General features: G+C 66.2%; 19 protein-coding genes. 9 read left to right on the plus strand and 10 right to left on the minus strand.

The genetic code is table 11. The annotated features are described in order from the left end of the window. Positions 1 to 30 precede the first annotated feature (30 nt). Entirely contained in the window at positions 31 to 645 is a 615-nt protein-coding gene (locus BLQ58_RS25880; RefSeq protein ID WP_092603151.1) for an SCO family protein, read from the plus strand. A gap of 129 nt (positions 646 to 774) precedes the next feature. On the opposite strand, the gene rpoH is transcribed toward BLQ58_RS25880, so the two are convergent. Further along, positions 775 to 1,710: an RNA polymerase sigma factor RpoH gene (rpoH, locus tag BLQ58_RS25885; RefSeq protein WP_092603153.1), complete on the minus strand. Its 936-nt coding sequence runs from the start codon at positions 1,708 to 1,710 to the stop codon at positions 775 to 777. A gap of 354 nt (positions 1,711 to 2,064) precedes the next feature. On the opposite strand from rpoH, the gene BLQ58_RS25890 reads away from it, so the two are divergent. Then, positions 2,065 to 2,937: a pirin family protein gene (locus BLQ58_RS25890; protein WP_092603155.1), complete on the plus strand. Its 873-nt coding sequence runs from the start codon at positions 2,065 to 2,067 to the stop codon at positions 2,935 to 2,937. Positions 2,938 to 3,057: 120 nt separating this feature from the next. Here the strand turns inward: BLQ58_RS25890 and ybiB are convergent, their stop codons facing one another. The 5 genes from ybiB to BLQ58_RS25915 form a co-directional block, all read right to left on the minus strand. Then, the gene (gene ybiB, locus BLQ58_RS25895) at positions 3,058 to 4,047 is read right to left on the minus strand and encodes a DNA-binding protein YbiB (protein WP_092603243.1); all 990 of its coding nucleotides are present in this window, start codon (positions 4,045 to 4,047) and stop codon (positions 3,058 to 3,060) included. 72 nt (positions 4,048 to 4,119) lie between these two features. After that, positions 4,120 to 4,923, minus strand: a complete 804-nt coding sequence (locus BLQ58_RS25900) for an ABC transporter ATP-binding protein (protein ID WP_092603157.1) — start codon at positions 4,921 to 4,923, stop codon at positions 4,120 to 4,122. 13 nt (positions 4,924 to 4,936) lie between these two features. Further along, the gene (gene ntrB / locus BLQ58_RS25905; protein ID WP_175460008.1) at positions 4,937 to 5,806 is read right to left on the minus strand and encodes a nitrate ABC transporter permease; all 870 of its coding nucleotides are present in this window, start codon (positions 5,804 to 5,806) and stop codon (positions 4,937 to 4,939) included. Between the two features lie 100 nt (positions 5,807 to 5,906). Then, positions 5,907 to 7,217, minus strand: coding sequence for a CmpA/NrtA family ABC transporter substrate-binding protein (locus tag BLQ58_RS25910; protein ID WP_092603161.1), 1,311 nt, complete (start codon positions 7,215 to 7,217; stop codon positions 5,907 to 5,909). Between the two features lie 534 nt (positions 7,218 to 7,751). Continuing rightward, a complete protein-coding gene (locus BLQ58_RS25915; protein ID WP_092603163.1) occupies positions 7,752 to 8,387 on the minus strand; it encodes an ANTAR domain-containing response regulator in 636 nt (211 codons plus the stop codon). 181 nt (positions 8,388 to 8,568) lie between these two features. On the opposite strand from BLQ58_RS25915, the gene BLQ58_RS25920 reads away from it, so the two are divergent. Continuing rightward, positions 8,569 to 9,270 (plus strand): fumarylacetoacetate hydrolase family protein, encoded by a 702-nt coding sequence (locus BLQ58_RS25920; protein ID WP_092603165.1) that lies wholly within the window; start codon positions 8,569 to 8,571, stop codon positions 9,268 to 9,270. A 4-nt stretch (positions 9,271 to 9,274) separates the two neighbouring features. Continuing rightward, positions 9,275 to 9,922 (plus strand): maleylacetoacetate isomerase, encoded by a 648-nt coding sequence (gene maiA / locus BLQ58_RS25925; protein WP_092603167.1) that lies wholly within the window; start codon positions 9,275 to 9,277, stop codon positions 9,920 to 9,922. A gap of 93 nt (positions 9,923 to 10,015) precedes the next feature. Here maiA and ftsY read toward each other — a convergent pair whose 3' ends face one another. Beyond that, positions 10,016 to 11,287 carry a signal recognition particle-docking protein FtsY gene (ftsY, locus tag BLQ58_RS25930; RefSeq protein ID WP_092603169.1) on the minus strand — a complete coding sequence of 424 codons (1,272 nt, stop codon included), beginning with the start codon at positions 11,285 to 11,287 and terminating at the stop codon, positions 10,016 to 10,018. Positions 11,288 to 11,347: 60 nt separating this feature from the next. On the opposite strand from ftsY, the gene BLQ58_RS25935 reads away from it, so the two are divergent. The 5 genes from BLQ58_RS25935 (at position 11,348) to BLQ58_RS25955 (ending at position 16,027) form a co-directional block, all read left to right on the plus strand. Continuing rightward, a complete protein-coding gene (locus tag BLQ58_RS25935) occupies positions 11,348 to 12,883 on the plus strand; it encodes a M16 family metallopeptidase (protein WP_092603171.1) in 1,536 nt (511 codons plus the stop codon). Between the two features lie 22 nt (positions 12,884 to 12,905). After that, the gene (locus BLQ58_RS25940) at positions 12,906 to 14,270 is read left to right on the plus strand and encodes a M16 family metallopeptidase (protein WP_092603173.1); all 1,365 of its coding nucleotides are present in this window, start codon (positions 12,906 to 12,908) and stop codon (positions 14,268 to 14,270) included. A 73-nt stretch (positions 14,271 to 14,343) separates the two neighbouring features. Beyond that, complete coding sequence (gene rsmD / locus BLQ58_RS25945; RefSeq protein WP_175460009.1) at positions 14,344 to 14,976, plus strand: 16S rRNA (guanine(966)-N(2))-methyltransferase RsmD; 633 nt, start codon at positions 14,344 to 14,346, stop codon at positions 14,974 to 14,976. A 237-nt stretch (positions 14,977 to 15,213) separates the two neighbouring features. Beyond that, positions 15,214 to 15,699, plus strand: coding sequence for a pantetheine-phosphate adenylyltransferase (gene coaD / locus BLQ58_RS25950; protein WP_092603176.1), 486 nt, complete (start codon positions 15,214 to 15,216; stop codon positions 15,697 to 15,699). A gap of 67 nt (positions 15,700 to 15,766) precedes the next feature. After that, positions 15,767 to 16,027, plus strand: a complete 261-nt coding sequence (locus tag BLQ58_RS25955) for a YfhL family 4Fe-4S dicluster ferredoxin (RefSeq protein WP_092603178.1) — start codon at positions 15,767 to 15,769, stop codon at positions 16,025 to 16,027. Between the two features lie 120 nt (positions 16,028 to 16,147). On the opposite strand, the gene pth is transcribed toward BLQ58_RS25955, so the two are convergent. The 3 genes from pth to BLQ58_RS25970 form a co-directional block, all read right to left on the minus strand. Then, positions 16,148 to 16,744, minus strand: coding sequence for an aminoacyl-tRNA hydrolase (pth, locus tag BLQ58_RS25960; protein WP_092603180.1), 597 nt, complete (start codon positions 16,742 to 16,744; stop codon positions 16,148 to 16,150). Positions 16,745 to 16,847: 103 nt separating this feature from the next. After that, positions 16,848 to 17,459 carry a 50S ribosomal protein L25/general stress protein Ctc gene (locus BLQ58_RS25965; protein WP_092603182.1) on the minus strand — a complete coding sequence of 204 codons (612 nt, stop codon included), beginning with the start codon at positions 17,457 to 17,459 and terminating at the stop codon, positions 16,848 to 16,850. Positions 17,460 to 17,623: 164 nt separating this feature from the next. Beyond that, positions 17,624 to 18,577 carry a ribose-phosphate pyrophosphokinase gene (locus BLQ58_RS25970; protein ID WP_066739710.1) on the minus strand — a complete coding sequence of 318 codons (954 nt, stop codon included), beginning with the start codon at positions 18,575 to 18,577 and terminating at the stop codon, positions 17,624 to 17,626. Positions 18,578 to 18,598 lie beyond the last annotated feature (21 nt).

Raw genomic sequence — 18,598 nt, forward strand, 5'->3', positions numbered from 1 at the left:
GGCGTATCTTGCTTCCCATCGCTCCGACGCATGCCGACCTTCGCCTCTGGCTTCCTCGCCACATTCCGCCGCTTTTGCCTGCTCGCCCTGTGCACCGCGCTCCTGGCCGCCTGCGGGCAGCCGAAGCCGTCGTTCAAAAACGTCGATATCTCGGGCGCCAGCGACTTCGGCAAGGACTTTGCGCTGCAGGATCCCGCCGGCAAGACCCGCACGCTGGGCGACTTCAAGGGCAAGGTGGTGCTGATGTTCTTCGGGTACACCCATTGCCCGGACGTCTGCCCAACCACCATGGTGGAGCTCAAACAGGTGATGGAGCAGCTGGGCCCCGATGCCGACAAGGTGCAGGTGCTGTTCGTCACGGTGGACCCGGACCGCGATACCGGCGCGCTGCTGGGCCAGTACGTGCCGGCCTTCGACGCGCGCTTCCTGGGCCTGCGCCCGGCCGACGAGGCCGCGCTCAAGCAGGTGACCAAGGACTTCAAGGTGTACTACGCCAAGGTGCCGGGTTCGTCGCCGAACAACTACACGATGGATCACTCGGCCGGCAGCTACGTATTCGACCAGAACGGCCAGCTGCGGCTGTTCATCCGGCACGGCCAGGGGCCGGAGCCGATCGCCCACGACCTGAAGGCGCTGATGTCCTGATGGGCATGCCGGGCGTGCGGCCGCGATGCCGGAACGCCGGGGCAAACAAAAAGGCCGGTCAATCGACCGGCCTTTTGCTTGCTGCGCTTGTTGCGCTTGTTGCGTTCCGCGCTACCGCACGGGCGCGGATCAGGCAAATGCCGCCAGCGCACCCTTCATCTTCTTCATCGCGGCCGCCTCGATCTGGCGGATCCGCTCGGCCGACACGCCGAATTCGTCGGCCAGCTCATGCAGCGTCGAGCCGCCCGAGCCGTCGTCGTTGACGTCCAGCCAGCGCGCCTCGATGATGCGGCGGCTGCGCGGGTCGAGCTTGCCCAGCGCTTCTTCCAGCCCTTCGACCTGCAGGCGGTCGTTGTGCTTGGCCTCGATGACCTTGGTCGGCTCGTTGTGGTTGTCCGCAAGGTAGGCGATGGGGGCGAATTCTTCCTCGCCATCGTCGATCTGGCCTTCCAGCGCCATATCGCCGCCCGACATGCGGGTTTCCATCTCCATCACTTCCTCGGGCTTCACGTTCAGCTCGCGCGCAACGGCTTCGATCTGCTCGGGCGTGAAGGTATGCGCACCCTGCTTGTGGCTGCGCAGGTTGAAGAACAGCTTGCGCTGGGCCTTGGTGGTGGCCACCTTGACCATGCGCCAGTTCTTCAGCACGTATTCGTGGATCTCGGCCTTGATCCAGTGCATCGCGTATGACACCAGGCGCACGCCCTGCTCGGGGTCGAAGCGCTTCACGGCCTTCATCAGGCCGATATTGCCTTCCTGGATCAGGTCGGCGTGCGGCAGGCCGTAGCCCAGGTACTGGCGGGCGATCGACACGACCAGGCGCAGGTGCGACATCACCAGGCGGCGGGCGGCATCGACGGATTCGTTGTCGCGCAGGTCGCGGGCCAGGCGCAGCTCTTCCTCGGGGGTAAGCAGCGGAATCCGATGGACCGCCTGGATGTAGCTATCCAGATTGCCCAGCGTGCCGGGAAACGTCAGCGCAAGGCTGTTCGCGGCAGCACTCTGGGGCGCCGTCGGCAGACGGCGGGAAACTTGGTTTTGATCGGCAGACATGACTGCGTTCACTATGACTCCTTTCGCATCCGGCGGTGGGTTGCCGGTGTGTCCCGGAAGGACACCGCATTGCAACGCATATTAGCACTCGAACCGGACGAGTGCTAAGTTAGAGGGTCTATGGGGTTGATAGTTCCGTCACATCGGGGCCGCGATTCCGATAGTATCGGATCGATGTCGGCTTTGGCTCCGGCCCCAGTCCCCACATGGCCTGGCGGGTTGCGTGCCCTCGACAGGAATATTAGAGAGGGCGGTGGTCAATCGGTTTCCGACGAATTCACCGCAATTTCGGGATGGTGAATTGCGGGATTCGCTACACTGAAGTTGTTTTACAGCCGCATTGCACCATTCCTTGGAGACGTTTCCATGTCTGCTATCGAACACTTGCTGAAGCCGCACGTGCGGGATATCGGCGAGTTCACCGTCCGCCGCCTGCTGCCGGCTGCCACGACCCAGACCGTAGGGCCGTTCATCTTCTTCGACCACATGGGCCCGGTGGAGATGGCGCCGGGGCAGGGCATGGATGTGCGCCCGCATCCGCATATCGGCCTGGCCACGGTGACGTACCTTTTCGAGGGCGAGATCATGCACCGGGACAGCCTGGGCAGCGAGCAGGTGATCCGGCCGGGCGACGTGAACTGGATGACGGCCGGCACCGGCATCGTCCATTCCGAACGTTCGCCGGACGCCGCCCGCGAGGCGGGCCCACGCCTGCATGGCATCCAGACCTGGGTGGCATTGCCGCTGGCCCATGAGAACGATCCGCCGTCGTTCCACCACCATCCGGGCGCCACGCTGCCCAAGCTGGAACTGCCCGGCGTGCGGATGACGGTGATTGCCGGCGATGCCTTCGGCGCCGAATCCCCGGTGCGCGTGTACAGCCGCACGCTTTACGTGGCCATCGAAATGGATGCTGGCGCCAGCCTGGTGATTCCGGCGGAACATGTGCAGCGCGGCGTCTATCCGGTGGACGGCAACCTGGAAATGGATGGTGAGACGCTGCCCGCCGAGCACCTGGTGGTATTGACGCCGGGCGAGCCCGTGACGATCACGGCGACCATGCCGTCGCGCGTGATGCTGCTTGGCGGCGATCCGACCGACGGCCGCCGCTTTATCTTCTGGAACTTCGTCGCCAGCAGCAAGGAGGCCATCGAGGAGGCCAGCCAGCGTTGGCAGGACGACAAGTTCCCGCACGTGCCCGGCGAAACCGAACGCATCCCGCTGCCAGTGCGGCGTTAGGCCGCAGGCGGGCCGACGGGTGCCGGCCGCCATTCGGCGGCTAGGGCTGCTTGGGCGGCTAGGGCGGCTAGGGCTGCTTGGGCTGCTTGGGCGGCTTGGGCTGCTTGGGCGGGCCGGCGGTCAGACCGGGCTGGCCCAGGCCACGCGCGTGGCCTGCCGCAGGCAGTCCTTGATCGTGGCGATCTGGGTGGCGATGGGGGCGGGAACCGGCTCCGCGCCATCGAGCACCTTGCGGATCCAGGCCGCCGTGTCGGCCACGTCGGTGCCGGCCGGCAGCGCCGGCACTTCGGCGATGGAACCGGCCACCGGGTCCACCATCGTGCGCTGATGGCCGTCGTGCAGCCAGTCGATGCGCGTGCTGCGGCGGGCATCGGCCACCACCTCGCCCTCGGTGCCCCGGCCCAGCAGCACATTGGCCGGCTCGTGCGAGAAATAATCGGTCAGCGTCTCGCGATACTCGGGGTGGGTGTAGCTGTACAGGCGCAAGGCTTCGGCCGGCGTGTGGGCGCCCACCGGCTGCAGCATCTTGACGATCGTGTGCGACGAATTGCGCAGGCCGATGATGGCGCGCTTGTCGAGCAGGGCGGACAGCGCGGGCGACAGCACGTCGATAGGCAGCACGGCCAGCGGGTTCGATGCCGCACGCAGCTGGTCCTGCGCGGCCTGGGTGGTGGCGCACAGCGGCACGCCCAGCGCGTCGAACAGGGCCATGCTGGTGACGCGGCCATGGAACCCGCGCACGCCGTGCACCAGCGTCGGCACGCCATCGCGCGCCAGCAGCATCGCCAGCAGCGGCACCAGGTTGGGTTGCTTGCGCGCGCCGTTGTAGCTGGGGATCACCACCACGGGCTTGTCAGGCGGCGCCGCCAGCGGCTGGCAATGCTGGTGCGCGGCTTCGAGCATGCCGGCCAGTTCGTGGGGGGCCTCGCCCTTGATGCGGTACGCCATCAGCACGGCGCCCAGTTCGATATCGGAAACGCGGCCCGCCAGCATGGCGTCGAACAGCGCCTGGGCATCCTCGCGCGGCAGCGCGCGGGCGCCGTTGACGCCGCGGCCGATTTCCTTGATGTACTTTGCCGCCAGAAATGGCGAATCTGCTGCAGTGGTCATGATGACTGCCGGAATCGTGGGGGTGGGGTTCATGATAGCCCACGATTCCGCGGCAATGCGTCCCGCAGGGCCTCACGCGGCTTCCTGCAGCGCCGGGTTGCGCTGCTTGCGGTACAGGAAGTCCAGCACGGCCGTGCGGCAGGCGTGGTAGGTCTTGTCGTCGGCCAGCGCCACGCGGTCGCGCGGGCGGGGGATGTCGACGTTCAGGATCTCGCCGATGGTGGCCGCCGGGCCGTTGGTCATCATGACGATGCGGTCGGCCAGCAGCACGGCCTCGTCCACATCGTGCGTGACCATGACGACGGTGCTCTTCGTACGCGCCACGATCTTGATCAGTTCGTCCTGCAGGTGGGCGCGGGTCAGCGCATCGAGCGCGCCGAACGGCTCGTCCATCAGCAGCACCATGGGCTGCATCGCCAGTGCGCGGGCAATGCCCACGCGCTGCTTCATGCCGCCAGATATCTCGTGGGGATACTTGCTTTCGGCGTGGGTCAGGCCCACCAGCGCCAGCGTGTCGTGCGTGCGCGCCTTCAGCTGCGCCTTGCTTTCCTTCGCGCCGAACACGCGCTCCACGCCCAGGTGGACGTTCTCGAAGCACGTCAGCCACGGCAGCAGCGAATGGTTCTGGAACACCACGGCGCGCTCCGGTCCGGGCCCGGCGATCTCGCGCCCGGCGCAGATCAGTGCGCCGGCCGTGGGCGTGGTCAGCCCGGCGATCAGGTTCAGCAGCGTGGACTTGCCGCAGCCCGAATGCCCGATCAGCGTGATGAACTCGCCTTCGGCAATCGACAGGTTGATATCGCGCAATGCCACGAACGGGCCCTTGCGCGTCTTGAACGTCTGACCGACGTTTTCGATGCTGACGAATTTTTCCATGACGGGGCTCCGATCAGGTGTTGCCGTAGCTGAAGCGGCGCGCCAGGGCCAGCAGCAGGTGCTCCAGCACCAGACCCACCACGCCGATGATGAAGATGGCGATGACGATGTGCTCGACCTTGAGGTTGTTCCACTCGTCCCACAGCCAGAAGCCGATGCCGGTGCCGCCGGTCAGCATCTCAGCCGCCACGATCACCAGCCACGCGGTGCCGATGGACAGCCGCACGCCGGTCAGCATGTACGGCAGCACGGCAGGGAACAGCACGCTGCGGAAGATCTTCCATTCGGACAGGTCGAGCACGCGCGCCACGTTCAGGTAGTCCTGCGGCACGCGGGTCACGCCCACCGCCGTGTTGATGATCATCGGCCAGATCGAGCAGATGAAGATGGCCCAGATCGCGGCCGGGTTGGCCGCCTTGAACAGCAGCAGGCCGATGGGCAGCCACGCCAGCGGCGACACCGGCCGCAGCAGGCTGATGACCGGCGCGGCCATCGCGTTCAGGAACGCGAAGCGCCCCAGCAGGAAGCCGGCCGGAATGCCGATCACCGCCGCCAGGCCGAAGCCGGCCGCCACGCGCGCCAGCGACGCCAGCACGTTCCAGCCGATGCCCTGGTCGTTCGGGCCGTTGCGATAGAACGGGTCTGCAAACAGCGGCACGGCGGCATTCCAGGTGGCGCCGGGCGTGGGCAGTGCCGGGATCAGCGTGGCCACGCCGTGCCAGACCAGCAGGAACAGCACGAAGCCGGCCAGCGGCGGCACGCACTTGAGCACGAAGCCGGCTACGGCCTCGCGCCGCGCGGCCTGCTTCGCCTGGACGGCAAGCTCCTGGGCGCGGCGGCGTGTCTGTTCCTTGGCTTCCGTATCGAGGACATCGGCATCCATGGCGGCTCCTTGCGGAGAAGTGGGGGTAACGGCAGAGGCGAGGGCATTCACGGCAGGCTCCTTTCCAGAGGGCGATCAGGTCGCGGACAACGCGTGAGGGTCAGAGGGCACCGGCTTTGATCTTGAAGCCGTCGGCGTAGGCCTTCGGGTCCCTGGCGGCGTCCCACGTCACGCCGTCGATCAGCTTCGCGGTCCGGAAATCGCTCTTGGGCAGCGGCACCTGCGCGGCGGCGGCGGCCTGCTTGAACACGTCGATGCGGTTCACCTGCCTGGCCACGGCCAGGTAGTCGGGGTGGTCCTTCAGCAGGCCCCAGCGTTTCTGCTGCGTCAGGAACCACATGCCGTCGGACAGGAACGGGTAATTGGCCAGCCCGTCCTGATAGAACTTCATCGAATCGGGGTCGTCCCAGGTCTTGCCCAGGCCGTTGCTGTAGCGGCCCAGCATGCGGTCCAGGATGATGTCCATGTCGGTGTTGACGTAGGACTTGGCCGCGATGGTCTCGGCGGTCTTGCGGCGGTTCGAGGCCGATGCGTCGATGAACTTCGATGCTTCCAGGATGGCCGCCACCATCGCGCGCGCCGTGTTCGGATTTTTCTGGACGAAATCCGATGTGGTGCCGAGCACCTTCTCCGGGTGGTCCTTCCAGATGGCCTGCGTGGTTTCGGCCGTGAAGCCGATCTTGTCGGCGATGGCGCGCGCGCCCCACGGTTCGCCCACGCAGAAGCCGTCCATGTTGCCCACGCGCATGTTGGCCACCATCTGCGGCGGCGGCACGGTGATGGCCTTGGCGTCCTGCATCGGATTGATGCCGTTGGCGGCCAGCCAGTAATAGAGCCACATCGCGTGCGTGCCGGTGGGGAAGGTCTGCGCGAACACGTACTCGCGCTTCTCGCGGGTCATCAGTGCCTTCAGGCTGGCGCCATCCTTGACGCCCTTTTCCGCCAGCTTCTGCGACAGCGTGATGGCCTGGCCGTTGTGGTTCAGGTTCATCAGCACCGCCATGTCCTTCCGGGGCCCGCCGATGCCGAGCTGCACGCCGTAGACCAGGCCGTAGAGCACGTGCGCGGCATCCAGTTCGCCATTGACCAGCTTGTCGCGCACGGCCGCCCACGACGCCTCCTTGCTCGGCGTGATCTTGATGCCGTATTTCTTGTCGAGGCCCAGCGTCGATGCCATGACCACCGAGGCACAGTCGGTCAGCGGGATGAATCCAATCCTGACTTCGGCCTTCTCGGGGGCGTCGGAGCCGGCCGCCCAGGCACCGCTGCGCACCAGCGGATCGACCAGTGTCATCACGCTGGCGCCGGCAATGGTGGCCAGCGCGCGGCGGCGGCCATGGCTGGCGGGAGCGTGGTCGGCGGCGGCGTTGGCGGCGACGTTGGGCTTGGCAATCTTGAGGCGAGAGGGCATTGCGATGGCTCCGAGAAAAAAAAGGCGTCCCGACCGCAGCCCCCGGATTCGCCAGAAGCCGGGAGGTGCGGTGCAGGACGCCGTTGTCCGATGCCGCGCGTGCCGTCGTTGGCGCGGGGCATGCATGTTTTGGGTGATACCGGGCAATACAGGGTGATGCCGGCCGTCGTTGGCCTTGCCTGCCACTACGCAAGCGTCATGCCATGCTCGTTGCGGTGCACAAACCGTGCGGCCGGCGGCGCTTTTCACCAGGCAGAGGCGCCACGCTTAGGGACGGTGCGCGGCGGAGCTGGCGGCGTGGACCGGCGGCTCGGACGAAAGGCTCGAAATCGTGCGCGGAAGGGGTTGGAAAACAGTGCGGGTGGCGGGAGTGGTGCAGCGCAGGCCCGTGCATGCACCGGGCTGGCGTGAAGGTGTCGCGAGCGTGGCGCGCCCAGGCAAGCGGGGGCTGTGCGAGCGAGGCCGACGGCGGGCGCGGGCGCCAGCGGGTATCGGGGCGTTGACGGGATGACGGAGTCGAGGCGGCCGGTGCCGTCAGCCCATCACGTCGATCACGCGCTGGGCGGCTTCCACGAGCTTGATGCCGCGCTCCATCGCCATCGAACGGAGCCGCTTGTAGGCCTCGTCCTCGGCGATACTGCGCGACTCCATCAGCAGGCCCTTGGCGCGCTCCACGATCTTGCGCTCGGCCAGCTTGAGCTTGGTGGCGTCCAGTTCGGCGCGCAGCTGCTGGTCGAGTTCGAACCTCGCATAGGCCACGTCCAGCACGGTCTTGACGCGCTCGGCGCGCAGGCCGTCGACGATATAGGCGGTGATGCCGGCCGACAGCGCGGCCTTGATGCGCTGGGAATCGTCGTTGTCGGTGAACAGCACGATCGGGCGCGGTGCGTGCTGGGTGGACACACAGACATGCTCGATGGTGTCGCGGGCGGCCGACTCGGACGCGATGATGACCAGGTCGGGCAGCGTGGCCGCGATCACATCGGGCAGCCGCAGGTCGGCGTCCACGGTCTGCACCGTCGTGAAGCCGGCCTGCGCCAATCCGGCGCGGATTGTCTCCACATTGAGCGGATCGGCGTCGTGCGGGTCGCGCACCAGCAGGATGCTCAGGGTGCGGGAGCCTGCGGCCGGCGGTGGACTGGCAGGTGGGGGCGAGGTGCGGCGGTTCATGGCGGTCGCTGGGTTGCAGTGCAATATGCAAGATTCGCGCCGGGGATGCCTCCACTGTATGCCGCCGTACGCCGGGTGTATGCTTTGCCCCTGCCGCGCCCCCGGTTTCCGCATCGAAACCGGGGCACGCCGAATGCACCGGCGCGGCGTCCCATCAAAAAGAGAAAGCAGGAGAGTTTGGATGACCGAGTTCGTATTCGCCCCGCAGGCCCCCGTCGGGGTGCCGGTTCGCGGCAGCAGCGCAAGCTTCCCCGTGCGCCGGGTCTATTGCGTGGGCCGCAATTATGCCGCGCATGCACGTGAAATGGGCTCGGATCCCGACCGCGAACCGCCGTTCTTCTTCTGCAAGCCGTCCGACGCGGTCAGCTACGTGCCCGACAACACCGAAGGCACGTTCCCGTACCCGCCGGGCACCGGCAACTGCCACTACGAGGTGGAGCTGGTCGTGGCCATCGGCACGGGCGGCAGGGACATCCCCGTGGAACAGGCCGCCAGCCATGTCTACGGCTACGCCATCGGCCTGGACATGACGCGCCGCGACCTGCAGAACGAGTCGAAGAAGACCGGCCGTCCCTGGGAAACCGGCAAGGCGTTCGACAAGTCGGCACCGATCGGCCCGATCGTGCCGGTGTCCGCCATCGGCCACCCCGAAAAGGGCGCGGTGACGCTGGCCGTGAACGGCGTGGAAAAACAGCGCGGCGACCTGTCGGACCTGATCTGGTCGGTGCCCGAAATGGTGTCGTACCTGTCCAGGCTGTTCGAACTGCAGCCGGGCGACCTGATCTACAGCGGCACGCCCGAAGGCGTGGGCCCGGTGGTCAAGGGCGACGTCATGCAGTGCCACGTGGCCGGCGTGGGCGACCTGACCGTCAAGGTGGTCTGACGCCATGCTCGCGCTCCACAGCTACTTCCGCAGCTCGGCCTCGTTTCGCGTACGCATTGCCCTGAACCTGAAGGGGCTGCCCTACGACTACAAGGGCGTGCACCTGCTCAAGGACGGCGGCATGCAGCTGAAGCCCGAGTACCGCGCGCTGAACGCCGACGGCGTAGTGCCGACGCTGGTGGTCGACGGCCGTCCGCTGATCCAGTCGATGGCCATCATCGAGTACCTCGACGAGACCCATCCCGAGCCGGCGCTGCTGCCGAAAGACCCGTTCGAGCGCGCCGTGGTGCGCGGCCTGGCCCAGGAAATCGCCTGCGAGATCCATCCGCTGAACAACCTGCGCGTGCTGAAGTACCTGAAGCACGAACTGAAGGTGCCGGATGAGGCCAAGGACGCCTGGTACCGGCACTGGATCGAGCAGGGCTTCGCCTCGCTGGAGATCAACCTGCAGCAGCTGGGCCACGTGGGCCGCTACGCATTTGGCGATACGCCGACGCTGGTGGACCTGTGCCTGGTGCCGCAGGTGTTCAACTCGCAGCGATTCAACGTGGACCTGACCCCGTTCCCGACCATCGCGAAGATCCACGCCAACTGCATGGAACTCGAGGCGTTCCAGAAGGCGGCACCGGCGGCGCAGCCGGATAGCGAGTAGGTCTCGGCGATTCGGTTGCCAGAAAGAAAAACCCCGGCAGCGATGCCGGGGTTTTTCTTGGGCGATCGGTCGTGCCGGATTGCCGCCTGGGTATCAGCCCAGCAGCGCCTCCGCAAACTCCTCGGCCTTGAACGGCTGCAGGTCTTCCACCTTCTCGCCCACGCCGATGAAGTACACCGGCACCGGGCGCTGGCGGGCGATGGCGGCCAGGATGCCGCCCTTGGCCGTGCCGTCGAGCTTGGTCACGATCAGGCCGGTCAGGCCCAGCGCGTCGTCGAAGGCGCGGGTTTGTGCGAGGGCGTTCTGGCCCGTGTTGGCGTCGATCACCAGCAGGCATTCGTGCGGGGCCGTGGGCATGGCCTTGCCGATCACGCGCTTGACCTTCTTGAGTTCTTCCATCAGGTGCAGCTGCGTGGGCAGGCGGCCGGCGGTGTCGGCCATCACGATGTCGATCTTGCGGGCGCGGGCGGCGTTCACGGCGTCGAAGATCACGGCGGCCGGGTCGCCGCTTTCCTGGGCCACCACGGTCACGTTGTTGCGCTCGCCCCAGATGGTCAGCTGTTCGCGCGCGGCGGCGCGGAACGTGTCGCCAGCGGCCAGCAGCACCGACTGGTGGTAGCTCTGGAAGTGCTTGCAGAGCTTGCCGATGCTGGTGGTCTTGCCCGCGCCGTTCACGCCGGCGATCATCATCACCAGCGGCTGTTCGCGGCCCAGCTCCATGGTCTTTTCCAGCGGCTTGAGCAACTGGACCAGCAGATCCTTCAGCGCGGCCTTGACGCCTTCGGCGGTCTCGATGCGATCGCTCTTGACGCGGCGGCGCAGTTCGCCGAGCAGGTACTCGGTGGCTTCGACGCCGGCATCCGACATCAGCAGCGCGGTTTCCAGTTCCTCGAACAGGGCCTCGTCGACCTTCACGCCGACGAACAGCACGCCGATGTTGCGGCTGGTCTTCGACAGGCCGGCCTTCAGGCGCGACATCCAGCCGCGCTTGGCCTCGGCCGTCTGCGCGGGCGGCGGCACCAGTTCCAATTCCTCGACCACGGGCGGCTCGTAGGCAACCGGGGCGGGCGGGGGCGGCGGCACCTGGGCCGGGACCGGCACCGGGACCGGCACCGGCACGGGCGCCGGGACGGGAACAGGAGCCGGGGCGGGCGCGGGCATCGGCACGGGGACCGGGACCGGAACGGGAACGGGCACCGGCACGGGTGCCGGAGCAGGAGCAGGAGCCGGGGCGGGAAGCGGTGCGGGCGCAGGCGCCGGCGAGGGGGCCGGCGCGGGCGAGGGCGCGGGCGAAGGCGCAGCCGCCGGCGGCTCGACGGGCGCGGGAGCCGGCTCGGCCTTGCGCTTCTTCCAGAAACTAAACATTGGGAAAGGGGTCAATACCCCGGTAGAATCAATCGCCAAAATTCTAGCAGACGGGGTCGCATGAACCATTGCGCTGACTTGTCCCAGGCGGGCGCCGCCCGCATTGCATCGCCGTCCACCGGCACCGCCAGGTTCTCGCGGCGCCTTCTTTCCACCCTGATCGTCGCCTCGCTTGCCGGCCCGCTGGCGGGCACCGCCTGGGCGCAGGCCAAGGGAGAGACCGCCCGGGCAACCACCCCGCAGGGGCCGCCCTCCGGCATGGCCACGGCCGGCCAGGTGGGCCAGAGCGAGGCCGGCACCACGGAATTCCGGCTGTCCAACGGCATGCGCGTGATCGTCAAGGAAGACCATCGCGCGCCCACGGTGGCGCACCAGATCTATTACCGGGCCGGCGGCAGCGACGAAGTCAGCGGCACCACCGGCGTGGCGCACATGCTCGAACACATGATGTTCAAGGGCACGCCCAAGGTGCCGATCGGCGAGTTCTCGCGGCAGATCGCCTTGCTGGGCGGCCGCGAGAATGCGCTGACCAACCGCGATTTCACGCTCTACTATCAGCAGATCGCCAAGCAGTACCTGCCGAAGATGATGGAGCTGGAGGCCGACCGCATGGCCAACCTCATCATCAAGAAGGAAGAGTTCGACCGCGAGATGAAGGTGGTGATGGAAGAACGCCGCCTGCGGACCGACGATTCCCCGCGCGGCAAGGTCTACGAGCAGCTGCTGGCCACGGTCTACACGGCCATGCCGTACCGGCACCCGGTGATCGGCTGGATGGACGACCTGGTCAACATGCGCGTGGAAGACGTGCAGGACTGGTACAAGACCTGGTACGTGCCGAACAACGCGCTGCTGGTGGTGACCGGCGACGTGAAGGCCGACGAGGTACGGGCGATGGCCGAACGCTATTACGGCAAGCTCAAGGCGCGCCCGCTGCCGCTGCGCAAGACACAGCTAGAGGCGCCCCAGCAGGGTATCAAGCGGATCTGGGTCAAGGCACCGGCCGAGAACCCGTACATCGTGCTGGCCTACAAGGTTCCGCGCCTGCATGACGTGGAAAAGGACGTCGATCCGTATGCGCTGGAGGTGCTGTCGGCGGTGCTGAACGGCTATGACAACGCCCGCCTGACGCGCGAACTGGTGCGCCAGCAGCGGCTGGCCGACGACGTGAACGTCGGTTACGACAGCATCAACCGCAACGAGTCGCTGTTCGTGCTCGACGGCACGCCGGCCAGCGGCCACACCACCGAGGAAATCGAGAAGGCGCTGCGCGAGGAACTGCAGCGCATCGCGAAGAGCGGGGTGTCCGAGGAAGAGCTCAAGCGCGTCAAGGCGCAGGTCGTGGCCGGACAGATCTACAAGCGCGATTCGGTGTTCGGGCAGGGCATGGAAATCGGCGTGGCCGAGATTTCGAACATCTCGTGGCGCCAGATCGACCGCATGCTCGACAAGATCAAGGAAGTCACGCCGGCTCAGGTGCAGGCAGTTGCGGCCAAATATTTCAGCGACGACAACCTGACCGTCGCCACGCTGCTGCCGCAGCCGATCGACCCGAACAAGCCCAAGACCGCCGCGCCCGAAGGGCTGCGCCACTGAGGACAGAGTCCAAGGAGAAACAATGTCCCTGTCCGCCATGACCATCGCATCCCCACGTCTGCTGCGCCGCCTGGCTGCCGCCGCCTTCGGGGCGGCCTCGCTGCTGGCCGGCTCGGTTGCCCAAGCCGCCATTCCCATCGAAAGCTGGACGGCATCCACAGGCGCCAAGGTGTTTTTCGTGCCGAGCCCGTCGATTCCGATGCTCGACGTCAATATCGATTTTGACGCTGGCAGCCGCTATGACCCGCCCGGCAAGTCCGGGCTGGCCACGCTGACGGCGGCGCTGCTCGACAAGGGCGCCAACGCGCAGGATGGCCAGCCCGCCCGCAACGAGGCGCAGATTGCCGACGCCTTTGCCGATACCGGCGCCGATTTTGGCGGCGCAGCCGGGGGCGACCGCGGCGGCATCGGCTTGCGTACGCTGACGGCTTCGCCAGAACGTGAGCAGTCACTGCGTCTGGCGGGGCAGCTGATCAAGGCACCGGCCTATCCCGACGCCGTGGTGGCTCGCGAAAAGCAGCGCCTGATTACCGCCATCCGCGAGGGCGATACGCGCCCCGGCGTGATCGCCGACAAGACGCTGTCGAAAGCGATCTACCCGACCCATCCGTATGGCGTGGCGGCCACGCCGGAATCGGTGGGATCCATCACCCGCGACGACCTGCTGAAGTTCTGGCGTGACAACTACACGGCCAGGCGCGCGGTGGTGACCCTGATTGGTGCCATCGACCGGAAGCAGGCCGAGCAGATTGCCGAGGACATGACGCGCGGGCTGCCCGAGGGCACGGCGGCGCCGAAGCTGCCCGACGTGCAGATGACGATTCCGGCCAGCGAGAAGCGTATCCCACACCCCGCGCAGCAGGCCAGCGTGGCCATCGGCGCGCCAGCCATCGCGCGTGGCGACCCCGATTACTTTGCGCTGCTGGTGGGCAACTACGTGCTGGGCGGCGGCGGTTTCAGCTCGCGCCTGACCGACCAGGTGCGCGAGAAGCGTGGGCTCACCTATGGTGTTGACAGCTACTTTGCGCCGTCCAAGCAGCCGGGGCCATTCAGCATCACGCTGCAGACCAAGAAGGAAAACACCAACGAGGCGCTGGGGCTGGTGCGTCAGATCCTGGCCCAGTATGTGGCGCAGGGCCCGACCGATGCCGAACTGAAGGCCGCCAAGGACAACCTGGTCAACGGCTTCCCGCTGCGCATCGACAGCAACCGCAAGCTGCTGACCAACGTGGCCAATATCGGCTGGTACGGGCTGCCGCTCGACTATCTGGATACATGGACCGCGCAGATCAACAAGGTGACGCGCGATCAGGTGCGTGCCGCCTTCCAGCGTCATGTGCACCCGGATGCCATGGCCACGGTCATCGTCGGCGGCCCGGAAAAGTGATCTTCGGGCCGGATCGTGGGGCAGGACACGCCACGGCCCTGTGCCGGGGCGTGTCAGGCTCTACAATCACGGCATGAATCCGCAATCCCGACCTTCGCCCGCACCGCGCGGGCGAACTTCTCTGTCCCGCCAGACACCGGCCCAGGTGCGCATCATCGGCGGCCGCTGGAAACGTTCGCTGCTGCCGGTGCTGGAAGCCGAAGGGCTGCGCCCCACGCCCGACCGCGTTCGGGAAACGCTGTTCAACTGGCTGGGCCAGGACCTGGCCGGCCTGGTGTGCCTGGACCTGTTCGCGGGCTCGGGCGCGCTGGGATTCGAGGCCGCCTCGCGCGGCGCGGCGGCGGTGACGATGGTCGAGGCGAATCCGCGCGTGGCCAGGCAGCTGCGCGACAACCAGTACAAGCTCGACGCCTCGCAGGTGCGGATCGTCCAGGCCGATGCATTCGCCGCGGCCGCACAGATGCCCGCCAGCGGTTTCGACGTGGTGTTCCTGGATCCGCCCTTTGCCGAGGACTGGATCGGACCCGCCCTGGAGCACGCTGCGCGCCTGACCAGGCCGGGCGGCGTGGTCTATGTCGAGTCGGATAAGGCACTCGTCGGCGCCGATGCGCCCGTGCCGGCTTCGCTGGAAATCATTCGCCAGGCGCGCGCCGGCGCCGTGCATTTTCACTTGCTGCAGCACCGCACGGGCAACGGGGCGGACTAGGAAACCAGCCTCGTTGGATGACGCCGGTCATATGACGACTGCCTGGCGGGTTGCCGCGCCGGGCAAGCGTTTGCGGCCTGCTGCAATGCGGCAAAAAGCCGGTCGGGCGCACTTCCAAAAGCTGCGTTTGGGGTTACACTACGCCGCTGTTGTTTGTCCAACGCCCGTCACGCAGACAGTATTCGAGAGCGGCCCCGGCATCGCGGGCCGGCAACGGGCAGCCCCAAAGGAGGAAACATGGTCGTCGCCGTCTATCCCGGTACTTTTGATCCCATGACCCGGGGACACGAGGATCTCGTCCGTCGTGCGTCGAATATCTTCGACGAACTCGTGGTCGGCGTGGCGCACAGCCCCAACAAGCGCCCGTTCTTCTCGCTCGAAGAGCGCATCGGCATTGCCCGCGAGGTGCTGGGCCACTATCCGAACGTCAGGGTCGAAGGCTTTTCGGGCCTGCTCAAGGATTTCGTGCGCAAGAACAATGCGCGCGTGATCGTAAGGGGCCTGCGCGCGGTGTCGGATTTCGAATACGAATTCCAGATGGCCGGCATGAACCGCTACCTGCTGCCCGATGTCGAGACGATGTTCCTGACGCCGTCCGACCAGTACCAGTTCATCTCCGGCACGTTCGTGCGCGAGATCGCCCTGCTTGGCGGCGATGTCAGCAAGTTTGTCTTCCCCTCCGTGGAGCGCTGGCTTCAGGAGAAGATCGGCAAACCGGAATAAAATACGGGCTTCGATTCCGCCGCCGTGGCCAGTCCGGGCGCGGGTGGGATCGCAGGAAGGAACCATCATGGCGCTACTGATCACCGACGACTGCATCAATTGCGACGTTTGTGAACCCGAGTGCCCGAACGAAGCCATCTCGATGGGGCCCGAGATCTATGAGATCGACCCCAACAAGTGCACCGAGTGCGTCGGCCACTTCGACGAACCGCAATGCCAGCAGGTCTGTCCTGTGGCCTGCATTCCGAAGGATCCGAACCGCGTCGAAACACACGAGGTGCTGATGCAACGCTACCGGCTGCTGACAGCAGCCAAGCATGTGGCCTGAAGCCGGAGACACATCCGGCCACTTCGTTCCGGCCCCACCAAGCAGACAGGCAAACGAAAAACCCCGCACGACCGCAAGGTCGGCGGGGTTTTTTTCATGGCGGTTTGCCGCGCGGCGGGTCTAGCGATTCGTGTGCAGTTCCATCATCGCGCGCTCGCTCTCGCCGCGCGCCAGTGCCCCGAGCGGGCCCATGCAGCGGTCGATCGCTTCGTCTATGGCTTGCTGTTCTTCCTTGCGTGGCGGCTTCAGCACAAAATTGACGACGTCCTCGCGCCCGCCGGCGGAACCGCCCGGTGTGTTGCGGGGATGGCCCACGCCCAGGCGCAGGCGCCAGTAGTCCTGCGTAGTCAGGTGGGCGGAGATGTCCTTCAGGCCGTTATGGCCGCCAGAACCGCCGCCGCGCTTGAGCTTGACCGAGCCCGCCGGCAGGTCCATCTCGTCGTGCGCCACCAGGATCTCGTCGGGCAGGATCTTGTAGAAGCGCGCCAGCGACACCACGGACAGGCCCGAGCGGTTCATGAACGTGGATGGCTTGAGCAGCCAGATGTCCTGGTCCCAGAGCCGCGCGCGGCCGGCCAGGCCATGGAAGCGGCCTTCCACGCGCAGCGTGGTGCTGCCCACGCGGGCCAGCTGGTCGACCAGCCAGAAACCGGCGTTGTGGCGGGTGGCCTCGTATTCCGCCCCGGGATTGCCGAGGCCGACGATGAGCTTGATCATGGGCTGAAGAAAGCGAAAAAGCAGGCGTGAAAGGATACGCGAAAACCGCGTACGAAAAAAAACCGCCGGCGAACCGGCGGTCTTTTCGTGAAGCGCGGGCAGCTTAGGCAGCCGGCGTTTCGCCTTCGCCTTCAGCGGCTTCCGACGACTGGGCGCCAGCCGGCAGCGAGATGCTGGCCACGGCCGGGTTGTCGTCGCCGTGGGTGATGGCGGTCACGCCCTTCGGCAGCTTCAGGTCCGACAGGTGAATGGTCTGGTTCAGCTCGGCGGCAGCCAGATCCACTTCGATGAACTCGGGCAGGTCGGCCGGCAGGCACGACACTTCCAGGTCGTTCAGGATGTGGTTCACGATGCCGTGGCCCAGCTTCACGCCAGGAGCGGTTTCCTGGTTCATGAAGTGCAACGGCACCTTCACGTGGATCTTTTCGGTGGCCGACACGCGCTGGAAGTCGACGTGCAGCACCATCGGCTTGAACGGGTGCATCTGGAATGCGCGCAGCAGGGCCTTTTCAGCCTTGCCAGCCACTTCCAGGTCCAGGATCGACGAGTGGAACGCTTCCTTCTTCAGGGCGTGCCACAGGGCGTTGTGATCCAGTTCGATCATCTTCGGCTCGGCGGCGCCGCCGTAGATGATGCCGGGGGTCTTGCCCGAATTGCGCAGGCGGCGGCTCGCACCCGTTCCCTGTACGCTACGCTCGAAAGCGACTACTTTCATGTTCAACTCCAGATGTGAAGAAGGCCGTCCGCGACCAGACAGCCTCGACTGACGATACGACAATCAAACCGTACCGCATGAATCACATTGGCCACCCTGAGGTGGCCAATGCGGTAAACCTAAAATTCTAGCAGGCTTTTGCCTGTCCTGCGCTTGTATACCGATCAGTGATCGGCAAACAGCGACATGATCGAATCGCCCTTGACGATCCGGGTGAAGGTCTCGGCCAGCAGCGGGGCGGTCGAAACCTGGCGGATCTTGCCGGACTGGCGGGCTTCGTCGGACAGCGGAATCGTGTCGCAGACCACCACTTCGTCCAGTTCCGAAGCCGCGATGCGGGCAGCGGCACCGCCCGACAGCACCGGGTGCGTACAGTAGGCAAACACCTTCAGCGCGCCACGTTCCTTCAGCACCTGGGCAGCCTTGCACAGCGTACCGCCGGTATCGATCATGTCGTCCATGATCACGCAGTTGCGGCCGGCCACTTCACCGATGATGTTCATCACCTCGGACACATTGGCCTTGGGGCGACGCTTGTCGATGATGGCCAGGTCGCAGTCGAGCTGCTTGGCCAGCGCACGGGCACGCACCACGCCGCCGACGTCCGGCGAAACGACCAGCAGGTCGCCGTAGCTCTTCTCGCGCAGATCGCCCAGCAGAACCGGCGAGGCGTAAATGTTGTCGACGGGGATATCGAAGAAGCCCTGGATCTGGTCAGCGTGCAGGTCCATCGTCAGGACGCGGTCCACACCGGCAACTTCGAGCATGTTGGCCACGATCTTGGCCGAGATGGCCACGCGGGCGGAACGCGGACGGCGATCCTGGCGCGCATAGCCAAAGTAAGGCATGGCGGCGGTGATGCTGCGTGCCGAGGCGCGCTTGAGCGCATCGACCATCACCATCAGCTCCATCAGGTTGTCGTTGGTCGGCGCGCAGGTGGACTGCAGCACGATGACGTGCTTGCCGCGAACGTTTTCCTGGATTTCTACCTGGACTTCACCGTCGGAGAAACGGCCGACCAGAGCTTTGCCCAGCGGAATGCCGAGGTGCTGTACGACAGCCTCCGCGAGTTTAGGGTTGGCATTGCCGGTAAATACCATCAAGCCTTCGACGCTCATTCGGGGCACCTGTCTTGCTGC

Source organism: Ralstonia sp. 25mfcol4.1, assembly GCF_900104095.1.
Lineage (GTDB): Bacteria > Pseudomonadota > Gammaproteobacteria > Burkholderiales > Burkholderiaceae > Cupriavidus.

Coding starts and splice junctions, on each gene's coding strand:
- BLQ58_RS25935 (WP_092603171.1), top strand. CDS start 11,348: ATGAACCATTGCGCTGACTTGTCCCAGGCGGGCGCCGCCCGCATTGCA.
- BLQ58_RS25910 (WP_092603161.1), bottom strand. CDS start 7,217: ATGCCCTCTCGCCTCAAGATTGCCAAGCCCAACGTCGCCGCCAACGCC.
- ybiB (WP_092603243.1), bottom strand. CDS start 4,047: ATGACCACTGCAGCAGATTCGCCATTTCTGGCGGCAAAGTACATCAAG.
- BLQ58_RS25965 (WP_092603182.1), bottom strand. CDS start 17,459: ATGAAAGTAGTCGCTTTCGAGCGTAGCGTACAGGGAACGGGTGCGAGC.
- ntrB (WP_175460008.1), bottom strand. CDS start 5,806: ATGGATGCCGATGTCCTCGATACGGAAGCCAAGGAACAGACACGCCGC.
- BLQ58_RS25880 (WP_092603151.1), top strand. CDS start 31: ATGCCGACCTTCGCCTCTGGCTTCCTCGCCACATTCCGCCGCTTTTGC.
- pth (WP_092603180.1), bottom strand. CDS start 16,744: ATGATCAAGCTCATCGTCGGCCTCGGCAATCCCGGGGCGGAATACGAG.
- BLQ58_RS25890 (WP_092603155.1), top strand. CDS start 2,065: ATGTCTGCTATCGAACACTTGCTGAAGCCGCACGTGCGGGATATCGGC.
- BLQ58_RS25955 (WP_092603178.1), top strand. CDS start 15,767: ATGGCGCTACTGATCACCGACGACTGCATCAATTGCGACGTTTGTGAA.
- rsmD (WP_175460009.1), top strand. CDS start 14,344: ATGAATCCGCAATCCCGACCTTCGCCCGCACCGCGCGGGCGAACTTCT.
- ftsY (WP_092603169.1), bottom strand. CDS start 11,287: ATGTTTAGTTTCTGGAAGAAGCGCAAGGCCGAGCCGGCTCCCGCGCCC.
- BLQ58_RS25970 (WP_066739710.1), bottom strand. CDS start 18,577: ATGAGCGTCGAAGGCTTGATGGTATTTACCGGCAATGCCAACCCTAAA.
- maiA (WP_092603167.1), top strand. CDS start 9,275: ATGCTCGCGCTCCACAGCTACTTCCGCAGCTCGGCCTCGTTTCGCGTA.
- BLQ58_RS25915 (WP_092603163.1), bottom strand. CDS start 8,387: ATGAACCGCCGCACCTCGCCCCCACCTGCCAGTCCACCGCCGGCCGCA.
- BLQ58_RS25920 (WP_092603165.1), top strand. CDS start 8,569: ATGACCGAGTTCGTATTCGCCCCGCAGGCCCCCGTCGGGGTGCCGGTT.
- BLQ58_RS25940 (WP_092603173.1), top strand. CDS start 12,906: ATGTCCCTGTCCGCCATGACCATCGCATCCCCACGTCTGCTGCGCCGC.
- BLQ58_RS25900 (WP_092603157.1), bottom strand. CDS start 4,923: ATGGAAAAATTCGTCAGCATCGAAAACGTCGGTCAGACGTTCAAGACG.
- coaD (WP_092603176.1), top strand. CDS start 15,214: ATGGTCGTCGCCGTCTATCCCGGTACTTTTGATCCCATGACCCGGGGA.